Raw genomic sequence first — 12,610 nt, forward strand, 5'->3', positions numbered from 1 at the left:
AGGGGGACAAACCTAATCTGCTTGTCCCCCAATTGGGGGACAGCTAGGGGGTCCGATTAGGGGTTCCGGGAGAAACACGGGAGGCCCATCCGCCGGATCGGGGATAACGTGGCGCCTGTACATCGAGCGCGCCTGCCTGAGGCGTGATCTCGAAATGCCTTTGGGGAGGCTGACATGTGGGGGAACATCTGGCGTGCCGCGATCGTGGTCGCTGTCATCGCAGGAGCCGGCTCGACGTCGGCGTACGCCGCGGACGGATCGTACGTCCCGAGCAGCCCGCCCGAGGACGGGCTCGACGGCTCTGTCGTGCAGGCACTGTGCGTGAATGAGGCGCCGACGATCGGCTACTCGATCGTGCGCGTCGCCGCGACGGCGTCCGCGGGCAGCCTGTCGACGGGCCCGGTGACGGTGTCGACCGCTCTGGCTGCACTGTCGACGGTCCGGGCCGCGGTCGTCGCGGCCGCGCCGTCGACACCGACCGCCGAGCTCGTGATCCGGGGCAACGGGCAGGAGATCGCCGTACCGCTCCGAGTGGATGCCTCGGGTGAAGGCTCCGGCAGCATCCTCTGGCCCGGTGTCGAGGTTGCGAGCGACGGCACCGTCGAGGCTCTGCCGGGCTGGGTGCGGTCCGGTGATGGGTGGGAGCCGCGCAACGATGCCGCGGCCTGGACTACCGGAGACGTGACCGCCCAGTTGCGGGTCGGGGATGACAGTATCGACGTCCCGCTCGCCTACCCGGGGTACTCCGACGACTGTGCGACGCCTGTCGGCGTCGCGTCGGGCGGCGTCTCCGGCGGCTTGCCGCAGACGGGCGGCCAGTGGCCTGTCGCTGCTGCCGTCGGGGGGACCGCCGCGGTCGTCGCGGGTGCCGTCCTCGTCTCGCGTCGTCGCCGCCGGGTCGAATCGTGAGAAGGCGCCGTCGACTCGTTCTGGTCGCCGGCGCACTCCTCCTCATCGGAACCGCGGCCGCGGCCGTGCACGTCGGTCGGTCGGCCTGGGATCTCGCAGAGGCGCTTGATGCCGCGGGCGACGATGCCGCGCTCGCGGCCGAGGCCGTCGGTTCGGGTGACATCGAGGGCGCGAAAGCTGCGGCCGACCGGCTCGTCGACGGGATCTCGCACGAGATCCCGGACGACCCGCTGTGGTTCGCCGCCGAGGCCCTTCCGGGTATCGGGCCGAACCTCTCCGCCGCACGACGAGCCGCCACCGCGGTCGTCGACGTCGCGGACGGCGTCGCCCCCGCCGTACTCGACACGGCGCGGGACCTCGAGGGTGCCGACGCCGAGGCCGCGGTCCGCGTCCTGCGACACGCGGCTCCCTCCCTCGCCCGTGCGGCGGCGTCGCGCGACCACGTTGCGGACGACCTCGTCGATATCGATCGGAACGCCCTTGTGCCGCAGCTGGCGGGCGGCGTCGGCCGTGTCGTCGACGCGGTCGACGCGCTCCAGCCGCTGACGGACGGTGCCTCGCAGGCGGCGGACCTGGTGCCCGCGATCCTCGGTGCCGAGGGGGACCGCCGCATCCTGGTCGTCCTCCAGAACACCGCAGAGCTGCGCACCGGCGGCGGGATCACGGGCACTTTCCTCGAACTGCGGGCCCGCGACGGGGTTCTGTCACTCGGGGCTCAGCGCGACTCGTCCCAGTTCTCGCCGGTCGCGGCCCCTCTGACGACGGTGCCCGCCGCGGAGGTGCGCTCTCTGGGCGACGGAATCGGTCGCTACGTGCAGAACGCGTCGATGACCTCCGACTTCCGGGTGACCGCCGAGCTCGCGTCGGCGTGGTGGCAGAAGTCGGGCGAGGCCGTACCGGACGTCGTGGTCTCGATGGACCCCGTCGTCCTCTCGGCGATCCTCGGAGCCATCGGCCCGGTCGAGACGCCGGTCGGCGTCCTGGATCAGAAGAACGTCATCGATCGCCTCCTGGTCGAGCCGTACCGCACGCTCGACCAGGACGCACAAGGGCGTCTGTTCTCGGATGCCGCGGCTGCCGTCTTCACTGCTCTCACTGAACGGGCCCGCCCCGCCGCAATGATCCCCGGGCTCGTGGGAGCGGTCGACGAGGGACGGATCTCGGTGTGGAGCCGGCATTCCGACGAGCAGACGGTCCTCGCCGGCACCGCTCTGGCCGGTCCGCTCGCGAGGCAGGATGCCGCCGGCCCGAACGCCTTCGCGGCGTACTTCAACGACGCGACAGGCGGAAAGCTCACCCCCTACCTGACGGTCGGACTCGCGACGCGCTCGGGGGTGTGTCGAGCCGACGGTCTCCGCGAGGTCGAGGTGGAGGTCTCCCTCGCCAACTCTTTGACGAACCGGGATGCCGCGATCCTGCCGGTCAGCGTCACCGGGGGTGGCTTCTACGGTGTCGCCGCCGGCCATATCTCGCCGACACTGACGGTCGTCACGCCGCCGGGGTGGTACGCGGGTGGGGTGTCGCTCGACGGCGCACCGTCGGCATCCGTGGACGCCGATGACGGCGGCCGCATCCTCGTCACCCGGCGCGTCGACGTCGAACCGGGGGGCTCGCACGTCCTGACTTTTCCGGTTCATCGCCGGACCGGACGTCCCGCCCGACGCGGCAGTACCTGAGCTCCTCCACACGCCCCTGTTGAAGCGGGTCGAGGTCGCGTCGTCGGCGATGGAGTGTCCCGCGGCGTGAGGTGAGGTCACTCACCTCAAGATTTCTCGGATCTGTATCCGGAAAGAGCGAGCTTTCCTTTAGCATTGGAGGGCCATCCCCCTACGGCTGCCAGGCCGTTCCCCAAACGGTCTCGACGCGCATTGTCCCCAAACGTGTTCGTCTCTGGCGTCCCGGATGGCTTCGCGGACCCCCTCACGCCGCAGTCCCCACTGAACTGGCCCGAGGGGGTCCGCCCCTTCGTGGCCGTCCCTCAGCGTCCCGCGGTGCTGTCCGCGCCGCCTTCTTCGGTGCCGACGATCGCCTGGAGTTTGGCGATCAGGTCTGTGCGGGATGTCGCACCGAGGCGGCGGCGGATGCGCGCGATGTGGTGCTCGGCCGTTCGCGGCGACATGAAGATGGCCTCGCCGATCTCGGCATAGGTCATGCCGCTGAGGACGAGGGCGGCGACCTCGCGCTCGCGCGCGCTCAGGAGCCCGCTGTCCCCGAGCGCGACATCGTCGCTCGTCGTCCCCGGGGCCGCGTTCGGGTGCAACGTCCGCGCGAACGCGGCAAGCCGAGTACCTGTGCGGCGATCGCGGGAGCGTTCCGACAAAGCGATCGCCAGTCGCGCACCCTCCCACCCGAGGCCCATCTCGGCCAGGCGAGACGCCACATCTTCGACGCGTTCCGCGGCGCCCTCGTCGACCCGGTTCCGAGACCATTCGGTGGCGGCCGCCGACAGCGCCCCCGCCAGTCGCGACTCGCGCGCGACGGTGGCGAGGGCCCGCACCGTCTGCGCCTGGCTGTGCGAGTCCCGCGCGAGCAGTGCGCGCTGGAAGGACGACCAGGTCAGCGGAACCGACCACATCAGCGGGTTACCGAGTCCGTGGAGGATGCCGTTCAGGGCGTCGAGCGCGGGCGCGACGCGCTCGGAGTCATCGAACACCGGGGCTGTCTCGATGAACTCCCGCAGAGGGTGGAGGAGGAAGAGGTCCGGCTCGACGTGACGGACATCGTCTCGCACCCGCATCCACAGTGCGCGAAGCTCGTCGATCGAACCGTAGCGGCGCACATGGGCGAGCATGACGGCATCCCGGATGAGGATCTCGCGGCTGCTGAGCGGCAGGAACGACGCGTCGACGTCGGCCAGGCGGGCGACCGACTCCTCCGGATGCTGCCGGTGCACCGCGACCCAGGCGGCCCAGAGAAGGAGCCTCGAGCGCGCCCAGGGGCCGCCGTGGTCGTCCATCAACGCGTCACCGAGGAGGGTCGCGGCGGTCTGCAGTTCCCCGAGGTTGATCGCCCCGATCGCGGCGATCACTGCCGGCAGTTCGGGCACCGGGCCGTCCTCCGCCGAGTCCCCGTAGGTCTCGCTGGCGCGCACGAGTTCGTCGAACGCGCCGCCCGACGGCCAGCTGAGCGACGCCGCCAGACCCCGCATCAATTTGGCGTGCGCCACCCTCAGCGTCGTCGGGACGCCTCCGGTTCCGGCGTTCAGGCGTTCGACCGCGGCGAGCAGGGGAGCCGGGTCGCCTGTGCCGAACGAGGCCACGGCGCCCTGCGCGTGCAGAAGGAAGTCGTCACCGGGCTGTGCGCGGTAGGTCATCGCGCTGGCGCGGAGGAATCCGCGCGCACTCCAGGCGGAGCCGAGGATGCGCAGCGCTTCGCTGTGATCGTCGCCTGTCGCCGACAGCGCCACCTCGTCGACCAAGGAGGCAGCCTCGTCGATGTCGCCTCGGTCCCACGCCATGCGCGCTTTCCGGAGCGCGATGCGGTTCGGATCCGCCCCTGCTGCCAGTGCGGCATCGTAGAGTTCGGTGGCCCGACCCAGGTCGTGGGTGGCGGCCTGGTCTGCGTGAGCCTGGAGGACCCGAGCGAGGCGGGCGTCGACGTGGTGGCCGAGTGATGATGCCACCTCGGCGTCGAGAGAGGGAATCGCCGATGTGTCCATCGCCTCGATCAGCTGGGAGACGGGCGTCGTCCGGGTGACGGTCGTGCGGACGATGGGCACCGGGCGACCTCCCCGCAGGAGGAGTCCTTCGGCGTGTCCGATGGCGAGCGCCGTGGCGACGGCCTCGTCGCTCGCAGCGGGCAGGTCTTCGTCACCGCCGAGACTCGCGCGGCGGACGACGGCGGCGACGGATGGTTCGAGTGTGTCGATCCGCAAAGCGATCACCTCTCCGACGGCACGGATGATGCGCTCGTGCGAGGGGTCGCTGCAGTATCCGTCACCGTGGGCCGCCAGTGCTTGCTGCACGAGCCAGGTAACGGATGCCGACATTCGGACGATCGCTCCGATGCACCCCGTGTCGATCGACCGGCCGGCACGCTCGACGGCTCGGACGACGTCCTCGGTGTCGACCTGTCCCACCGCCAAGGCCGGTCGGGACTGCTCGATGCGGCGGATGAGGGCCGTCAGCGCCGGAGTCCACGGCCACGGTCGGCAGCCGATGATGAGTCCTGCGCCAGGGTCGTCGAGATGCCGGTCGAGGACGCGGACCTGGTCATCGGTCAGAAGGTGCGCATCGTCCACGAAGAGGGTGTGCTCGACGTGGGTGACCCGCAGGGCGATCTCGTCGAGGAGGGGGCTCTTGCCGGAGCCCGCGGCGCCGACCACCACCAACCGCGCAGGACGTGTCTCGGCGCTCAGCTCTTCTTCGACGTGGGCCAACGCGAGTTGAGGCCACAGCAGAAGCGAAGGGGGGAGGTCGGCGGACATCGCTGCGAGTGCCATCGCGTTCCCCTTCCTCTGGACGGGACGAGCGGCCATCCGGCGCGACGTTTCGACGTCCAGCCGGCTGACCCTCTGATCCGACGCGCCTACGTCGAACCGTCCCCTCGACGCCCGTGTCGAGTTTCGGGTCCGACCCGGGGTTTCCCACCCGCGGCGAGATTCTCGGAAATGTACCACCGCCCAGGGTCTGCGCGGGAGCAGATGTGAAACCGGTGGATTGTGTGGTAGCAGAGTTCTTCCGCGGAGCGCTACGGCGCCGTACGAAGGTCAGGCTCACCTTACCGAACTTTCCCGATCTGACCGGGGAGAAAGACGGAACTTAGGCTGTCCGAACCGCGGGGTTCGGCGCGTACTCTCGAGGCACGACCCCTGAAGGAGGCTCTCATGAGCATGACTCTCGACGACCTGCCCCGCGTGTCCGAGTGCAACGCCCTCGGCTGTTCGTACAACGACCACTCGCACTGTCACGCCGCCGCCGTCACCATCGGTGGTGCTCCCGGCGACGCCGAGTGCGCGACCTTCATCCCGCTCGGCACGAAGGGCGGCCTCGACAAGGTCGTCAGCCACGTCGGCGCGTGCCAGCGGTCGGAGTGCGTCTTCAACTCGTCGCTCGAGTGCACCGCGACCGCGGTGCGCGTCGGACCCGGAGCGGAGTCGGCGGACTGCCTCACCTACCAGGCCGCCTGACCCCCGCCGTCGCGCGCACCTACTTCGCACTCCAGGCGGCAGCAGGAGCGCTGTGGTGGGTCGCCGTCTTCACGGTGCCCGTCGTCCGCGAGGCGACGCTCGCGACGATCGACCCCGTCGCGATGGCCCTGTGGGACGTGCCGCTGTTCGTCGTCGCATCGGCGATCGCAGCGACCGGACAGCGGATCGCCGTGATCGTCGCGACGGCGTGGACCATCGGCGTCACGACATTCCTCGGTGTCTTTGCGCTCGTGACCATGACGGCGGGGTGGGGAGCCGTTCTCATGACGGCGGCATCGGCGGCATCCGTCCTCGCCTGCGTCGTGATCCTGCACGGTTCCGCGCCCACGCACTGGCTCATGGTCGGACCCTTCCGCATCCGTCCCGCGAAGGCCGGTCTGCCGACGAGGCGCCATGTCGGCGCGACGGCAGGGCAGATCGTCGTCTTCTGGGGCCTCGCGCTCGGGGCCGTTCCGGCGTTGCTGGTCTGGGTCGAGACGCGGTGGATGCTGCACGTCCCGGTTCCCGCCGGGGTGCGCATCGGCGGGGCCGTCCTGTTCGTCGCCGCCAGCGCTGCGGGGCTGTGGTCCGGTGCCGTCATGTCCGCGCACGGGGACGGCACTCCGCTTCCGATCGCGACGGCGCGACGACTGGTGATCCGCGGCCCCTACCGGTTCGTCCGGAATCCGATGGCGGTCGCGGGGATCACGCAGGGCATCGCCGTCGGGGTGATGCTCTCGTCGTGGATCGTCGTGATCTATGCGGTGTGCGGATCAGTGGTGTGGAACGGCGCGATCCGCCCGCTCGAGGAGCGCGACCTCGAGGCGCGATTCGGCGAAGAGTTCCGCCGCTACCGGGATCGGGTGCGGTGCTGGATGCCGCGCCTGACGCCCGTCCCTCTCGATCAACCCGTCGCTTCGCCGGTGGGAGCGTCGGCCGAGTAGACCTCGACGACGCCGTCGCCGAGCACGAACTGCAGGCGGGTGCCCTCCGGGAACCGCTCGCGGAGCTCGGCCGGCGTCTCGTCCGACACGATGACGCTCGCCGCCGGAGCGAACGGCTCTGCAGCGCAACTGGTGTACCAGGCACCCGACCAGCCGTCCTCGGGGGATGCGCTCCAGGCCTCGTCCGGGAGGACCTGGATGCACTGTGCCTTGTCCCCGTACCCGGTGTCGTACTGAGCCACGATGGGGGTCATTCCGGCGAGGGCCGCGTAGATGCGCCCGTCCGAGGGTGGAGCGCTGAGCACTTCCGGCCAGGCGCGGTCGGGGTCGAGCGAGAGTGTCGTCACGTGGGTGATGGCGGCGCCGGACGTGGTCGGCGCGCCCGCACCGCTCACCCGTGCATTGGCGGCTGCGGTGATGCCCACCGCGACGGTCGCGACCATCGCGAGCGATCCGGCCCACGCGATGCCCGTCAGGAGCCGACGTTTCCGTGAGCCCCCGGACGGGGGCGCGGCACTGCGCTGCGCGGCTCGGGCGGTGGCGGCGACCGCGGCGGGTACCGTCGGGGCCGGCGGGAGCTGCATAGGCGCCGCCGGACTCACCGCTGCAGTGCGCGTCGGCGCAGGAACCTGGTCGACGATCCGAGGGTGGCGCTGCTCGGCACGGGCCCGAGATTCCAGCTCGTTCAGACGCCGTCGCGCAACGGGGTCGTCGCCGAGGCCACCACCGGGTCCGTATGCCCTCGCCTGCAGTTCGCGCAGTTCGGCCTGCAGGTCGCCGTCCATCACAGACCGAGCGATCCGGATTCGACGGTGCCGGCCACCGCTTCGACTTCGGCGAGGGACTTGGTCTGCAAGAACGTGCAGAGGATCGACACCATCGCGAGTTCGCTCGAGAGCTCGAGTGTGCGCCCGGGGTTCAGCTTGAGGTCGACGTCGCGCGCTTCGAACGTGATGCCCCAGTGGACGGAGCCCAGCGGCTCGGGCTGGATGTAGGTGAGGGTCATCGAGTCCAGCAGGTTCAGCGAGATGAGCCCGGTGTCGAGGCCATCGGCACCGTCCTGCGGGATGACCTTCACGCGATCACTGATCGAGTAGCCCAGCGCGGCGAACTCCTCGAGCCACTGCTCGAGCATCTCCTTGCTGTGGAAGGGCATGACACGACTCCCTGACTGAGTGCATCGGATGGGGTGCGACCATTATGACCCGTGCGTCTGGGTGCGGCATCCCCCGCCTAGGCTCGGAGGATGGCCATCGGATCCACGATGCACACATTCACCGTGCAGCTCGCCGACGTCGATCGCGGCGTGTATGAGGAGCTTTCCCTGCGTCTCGCGCGACACGCATCCGAGACGGCCGCGAACGTCCTCCTGCGGGTGCTCGCGTACGCCCTGGAGTACGAGGAGGGGATCGCCTTCAGCGAGGGGATCTCGGCGACGGACGAGCCCGCCGTCCTCGTGCGCGATGCGACGGGTCGGCTCACCGCGTGGATCGAGGTGGGTGCACCGGATGCCGCGCGCCTCCACGCCGGCAGCAAGGCGGCCGATCGGGTGGCCGTGTACACGCAGCGGGAGCCGAACCGGCTCGCACAGGCGTGGGCGGGCAAGACCATCCATCGCGCGGCTGACATCCCGCTGTTCAGCTTCGACCGCGACTTCGTCGAGGATGCGGCATCCGCTCTCGAACGACGCAACGTGATCACGGTGTCCGTCACCGAGCGGCAGCTGTACCTCGACGTCAACGGGCGCTCGTCGTCCTCGCCGATCGAGGAGCAGCGGGTCGGCTGAGGCGACCCGAGGGAGCTGTCAACCCCGGCGGGGGAGGATCCGTCCCGTTCATAGGGTGCCGATGGAGGTTCCCATGTCACGTCGCGTGCGAGCGGCTGCAGCCGCATCCCTCATCGTCGGACTCGGTCTGGTCGGCTGCGGGGTCCGTCCCGCCGATGCCGACAGCACCCTCGAGCGCATCGCGGAGGGCGGTGTCCTGCGAGTGGGCGTGACCGAGAATCCACCCTGGACCGAACTCGGTGATCAGCCGTCGGGGACGGAGGTCGCCCTGGTCGAGGAGTACGCGGCCGGGCACGGTGCGGATGTCCGCTGGCGGGAGGGGACCGAGGAGGTCCTCGTCGACGCCCTTCATGCGGGCGAGCTGGACATCGTCGTGGGTGGACTCACCGACACGACGCCGTGGGTCGACAAGGCCGCGGTCAGCGACGTGTACCGCGAGGTGACGCGTGCGTCGGGCGAGACCGAGAAGCACGTCATGCTCACCCGCGCCGGGGAGAACGGGTTCCTCATGGACCTCGAGGTCTTCCTGCGTGAGGAGGGCCGGCGATGACGCGGACCGCCTTGCAGCAGGGACTCGACGACGCCGGTCGGAAGGCGCTTCGCCGAGCCGTGCGGATGGAGTGGGCGACGATCGCCTTCCTCGCCGTCACCATCCCGGTCGTCGGCATCGTCACCGGCAGCTCGCAGGCGATGCGCGCCGCATGGATCGAGGACGTGCTCTCGCTCGCCCCGCCGATCGCGTTCCTGGTCGCCGTGAGGGTGATGTCGCGAGCGGCGACCCCGCGCTACCCCTACGGATACTTCCGTTCGGTGGGCGTCGCTCACCTGGTGGCGGGGGTCGCGCTGCTCACCATGGGCGCGTTCCTGCTGATCGAGTCCGCGTCGACCCTCGTCCGCGGCGAGCGTCCGCCGATCGGCTCGGTCGAGATCTTCGGACAGTCGGTGTGGCTCGGCTGGTTCATGATGGCCGTCATGGCGGCGACGATCCCGCTCCCCATCTGGTTCGGCCGCGTGAAGATGCGGCTGGCGCGCCAGCTGCACAACAAGGTCCTCTACGCCGATGCCGACATGAACAAGGCCGACTGGATGACGGCGGTCGGCTCGATCGTCGGTGTCGGCGGCATCGGGCTGGGACTCTGGTGGGCGGATGCCGCGGCTGCGATCTTCATCTCGGGCAGCATCCTGTGGGACGGGGTGAAGAACACGAAGGGCTCGATCACCGACCTGATGGACACCCGTGCCACGACCTTCGACGACGTGGAGCCGCATCCCGACATCGACCGGATCCACGATCACCTGTCGTCGCTCGGATGGGTGGACGAGGTGCGCACCCGTACCCGCGACCAGGGCCAGTTCTTCCACGTCGAGGCTTTCGTCAGGCCGCGCAAGGGGCGGATGCCGCGCCTCTCCCAGCTCGAGCGGGCGAGCGCCGAGTGCCGTGAGCTGGACTGGAAGATGCACGACGTCGTCATCGTCCCGGTGCAGAAGTTCCCCGAAACGGCGTCCGCGCGATCGGGCGAGAGCTAGCCCCGAGCCTGGGCAGGCCCTGGCAGTCGCGTGGGCATCGCCGATGCATGCCGCCACAGCGATGCACCTCCCCGTAGCGTGGCCTTCACGTGATCGGCATACGCTGCTCGCTCCTCTCCGCCGCGGCGGACACCCGATCTCGAGCAGGTGCTTCTATCGCTTCCACCATCACCGAGTCGCGTCTCGGTCCCGTCCGTCAGACGTACTCCGGAACAACGCAGTTCCCCCCGATGACGAAGGCGTTCACCGACGTCTCGCGCATCGTCCGCGAGACGGGACTGCTGCAGCGCACGTCCGTCTTCTACCTCATGGTCGGCATCGCTCTGACCCTGGCCTTCGGCGGTGCGGTCACCGGCTTCATCCTCCTCGGCGATAGCTGGTTCCAGCTGCTCATGGCGGGCGCCCTCGGCATCATCTTCACGCAGGCCGCCTTCCTCGCCCACGAGGCGGCGCACCGTCAGATCCTGAGCTCCGGTCCTGCCAACGACCGCCTGGCACGCATCCTCGCGGCCGGCGTCGTCGGCATCAGCTACGCCTGGTGGACCGGTAAGCACACGCGCCACCACGCGAATCCCAACCGCGTCGGCAAGGATCCCGACATCGAGATCGACACGATCTCGTTCCTCGAGACGGATGCCGCATCGGCTCGCGGCCTGCGACGCGAGATCACGAAGCGCCAGGGTTGGTTGTTCTTCCCCCTCCTGACCCTCGAGGGTCTCAATCTGCATTACCTCGGCCTGAAGTACCTCTTCACCGAGAAGGACGTGAAGGCGCGCTGGCTCGAGATCGGCATGATCGTCGTCCGCCTCGCCGTGGTCCTCGTCCCGGTCTTCCTGCTCCTGCCTCTCGGCATGGCGTTCGCCTTCGTCGGTGTGCAGCTCGCCGTCTTCGGTGTGTACATGGGTGCGTCTTTCGCCCCGAACCACAAGGGGATGCCGGTCATCGCCCCCGACGCGAAGCTCGACTTCTTCAGCAAGCAGGTGCGCACCTCCCGCAACATCCGCGGCGGCTGGTGGGCGACCTGGCTCATGGGCGGTCTGAACTACCAGGTGGAGCACCACCTGTTCCCGAACATGCCCCGTCCGCACCTGTCGAAGGCGCGCGCGATCGTGCGCGAGCATTGCGCGACGCTCGGCGTTCCGTACACCGAGACGAGCCTCGGGCGGTCGTACGCCATCGTCATCGAGTACCTGAACCGCGTGGGCCTCGCCGCGCGCGATCCGTTCGACTGCCCGATGACCGCGACGATGCGCCGCGGCTGACCGACCGGGATCAGCCCGGGAGCGCGCCGAGGAAGGGTTCGGGATCGAGCGTCTTCCTCGGCGCGTCGTCGATTCTGGCGCGGAGCTCTGCGTCGACGCTGCCGACGTAGAGCCACCCCATGAGCAGTTCGTGGTCGGCGACGCCGTGCAGTGCGCGGACCTCGGGCGAGTTCACGACCAGACCCGTCCGCCACATGACGCCCCACCCGGCCCGCCAGAGGGCGAGCTCGAGCAGATGCGCGGCGCCGGCGGCGGTCGCATGCTGTTCCCAGACGGGAACGGCCGGGTGATTCTTCGGGCTCGCGACGACGGCGATCAGCAGGTCCGCGCGGAACGGCTTCCCGTTGCGTTCGCCGGGCTCGCGCTCGGTTCCGGTGGCGGCGTCCAGCGCATCGCCCAGGCGAGTACGGTCGTCACCGCGCAGGATGAGCAGCCGCCAGGGTCGGAGGGCTTTGTGGTCTGCCACCGGCGTGACCGCCGCGAGCAATTCGCGCAGTTCGTCATCGGTGGGGGCACCCGGGCCCACCTTCGCGAGCGACCGTCGCATCGCCATCGCCTGGAGGACCGGATCGTCGAACGTCGCCATCCCTCCATCCTCGTCGCTTCCGAGGCGGGTGTCGCCGAGGCGGAGTAGCGTCCCGGTCATGACCTGGACCGCGCATCACCTGTCTCGCACGATCGAGTCTCCGCCTCGCGACGTGATCGCCTTCGCGGGTGACCCCGCGAACCTGCCGCGCTGGGCCGCGGGATTGAGCAGCGGCATCCGGAACGAGGGCGGTCGCTGGCTCGCGGAATCGCCGATGGGCGACATCGAGGTGTCGTTCCCGGGGCCGGTCGAGGCGGGCGTGCTCGATCACGATGTGGCCCTCCCCGACGGGACGGTCGTGCACAATCCGCTGCGCGTGCTGCGCAACGACGCCGGGAGCGAGGTGGTCTTCACGCTCTTCCGTCGCGACGGCGTCACGGACGTGGAGTTCGCCGAGGATGCCGCCGCGATCGAGGCGGACCTCGAGGCCCTGCGCGCGATCCTGGAGGGCTGACCGGCTCTTCCCGC

General features: G+C 69.8%; 13 protein-coding genes. 9 read left to right on the plus strand and 4 right to left on the minus strand.

What is annotated here, in order from left to right; genetic code table 11:
- Nucleotides 1-174 precede the first annotated feature (174 nt).
- Complete coding sequence (locus tag QE428_RS06820; RefSeq protein ID WP_091359061.1) at nucleotides 175-909, plus strand: LPXTG cell wall anchor domain-containing protein; 735 nt, start codon at nucleotides 175-177, stop codon at nucleotides 907-909.
- Nucleotides 906-2,585, plus strand: a complete 1,680-nt coding sequence (locus QE428_RS06825) for a DUF4012 domain-containing protein (protein ID WP_307467333.1) — start codon at nucleotides 906-908, stop codon at nucleotides 2,583-2,585. The genes QE428_RS06820 and QE428_RS06825 overlap by 4 nt, the downstream gene beginning before the upstream one ends.
- Nucleotides 2,586-2,887: 302 nt before the next feature.
- Here QE428_RS06825 and QE428_RS06830 read toward each other — a convergent pair whose 3' ends face one another.
- Nucleotides 2,888-5,350 carry a helix-turn-helix transcriptional regulator gene (locus tag QE428_RS06830; RefSeq protein WP_307467336.1) on the minus strand — a complete coding sequence of 821 codons (2,463 nt, stop codon included), beginning with the start codon at nucleotides 5,348-5,350 and terminating at the stop codon, nucleotides 2,888-2,890.
- Between the two features lie 384 nt (nucleotides 5,351-5,734).
- Here QE428_RS06830 and QE428_RS06835 point away from each other — a divergent pair, with 384 nt between their 5' ends.
- Nucleotides 5,735-6,037, plus strand: coding sequence for a DUF1540 domain-containing protein (locus QE428_RS06835; RefSeq protein ID WP_091359073.1), 303 nt, complete (start codon nucleotides 5,735-5,737; stop codon nucleotides 6,035-6,037).
- Complete coding sequence (locus tag QE428_RS06840) at nucleotides 5,965-6,981, plus strand: isoprenylcysteine carboxylmethyltransferase family protein (protein WP_307467344.1); 1,017 nt, start codon at nucleotides 5,965-5,967, stop codon at nucleotides 6,979-6,981. Before QE428_RS06835 ends, QE428_RS06840 begins: the two co-directional genes overlap by 73 nt.
- Here QE428_RS06840 and QE428_RS06845 read toward each other — a convergent pair.
- Nucleotides 6,942-7,769, minus strand: a complete 828-nt coding sequence (locus QE428_RS06845) for a hypothetical protein (protein ID WP_307467347.1) — start codon at nucleotides 7,767-7,769, stop codon at nucleotides 6,942-6,944. The genes QE428_RS06840 and QE428_RS06845 overlap by 40 nt on opposite strands.
- Nucleotides 7,766-8,137, minus strand: coding sequence for a hypothetical protein (locus QE428_RS06850; protein ID WP_307467350.1), 372 nt, complete (start codon nucleotides 8,135-8,137; stop codon nucleotides 7,766-7,768). The genes QE428_RS06845 and QE428_RS06850 overlap by 4 nt, the downstream gene beginning before the upstream one ends.
- A 90-nt stretch (nucleotides 8,138-8,227) precedes the next feature.
- Here QE428_RS06850 and QE428_RS06855 point away from each other — a divergent pair, with 90 nt between their 5' ends.
- The 4 genes from QE428_RS06855 to QE428_RS06870 all read left to right on the plus strand — a co-directional run bounded on the left by QE428_RS06855 (nucleotide 8,228) and on the right by QE428_RS06870 (nucleotide 11,556).
- Nucleotides 8,228-8,767: a YaeQ family protein gene (locus QE428_RS06855; RefSeq protein WP_307467353.1), complete on the plus strand. Its 540-nt coding sequence runs from the start codon at nucleotides 8,228-8,230 to the stop codon at nucleotides 8,765-8,767.
- A 61-nt stretch (nucleotides 8,768-8,828) separates the two neighbouring features.
- Nucleotides 8,829-9,317, plus strand: coding sequence for a transporter substrate-binding domain-containing protein (locus QE428_RS06860; RefSeq protein ID WP_307467356.1), 489 nt, complete (start codon nucleotides 8,829-8,831; stop codon nucleotides 9,315-9,317).
- Nucleotides 9,314-10,294, plus strand: a complete 981-nt coding sequence (locus tag QE428_RS06865) for a cation diffusion facilitator family transporter (RefSeq protein ID WP_307467359.1) — start codon at nucleotides 9,314-9,316, stop codon at nucleotides 10,292-10,294. The genes QE428_RS06860 and QE428_RS06865 overlap by 4 nt, the downstream gene beginning before the upstream one ends.
- A gap of 155 nt (nucleotides 10,295-10,449) precedes the next feature.
- A complete protein-coding gene (locus QE428_RS06870) occupies nucleotides 10,450-11,556 on the plus strand; it encodes an acyl-CoA desaturase (RefSeq protein WP_133399346.1) in 1,107 nt (368 codons plus the stop codon).
- A 10-nt stretch (nucleotides 11,557-11,566) separates the two neighbouring features.
- Here QE428_RS06870 and QE428_RS06875 read toward each other — a convergent pair whose 3' ends face one another.
- Nucleotides 11,567-12,142 carry a nitroreductase family protein gene (locus QE428_RS06875; RefSeq protein WP_307467361.1) on the minus strand — a complete coding sequence of 192 codons (576 nt, stop codon included), beginning with the start codon at nucleotides 12,140-12,142 and terminating at the stop codon, nucleotides 11,567-11,569.
- A gap of 58 nt (nucleotides 12,143-12,200) precedes the next feature.
- Here QE428_RS06875 and QE428_RS06880 point away from each other — a divergent pair, with 58 nt between their 5' ends.
- The gene (locus tag QE428_RS06880; RefSeq protein ID WP_091359095.1) at nucleotides 12,201-12,596 is read left to right on the plus strand and encodes a polyketide cyclase; all 396 of its coding nucleotides are present in this window, start codon (nucleotides 12,201-12,203) and stop codon (nucleotides 12,594-12,596) included.
- Nucleotides 12,597-12,610: the final 14 nt, after the last annotated feature.

Source organism: Microbacterium sp. SORGH_AS_0505, assembly GCF_030818715.1.
GTDB lineage: Bacteria > Actinomycetota > Actinomycetes > Actinomycetales > Microbacteriaceae > Microbacterium.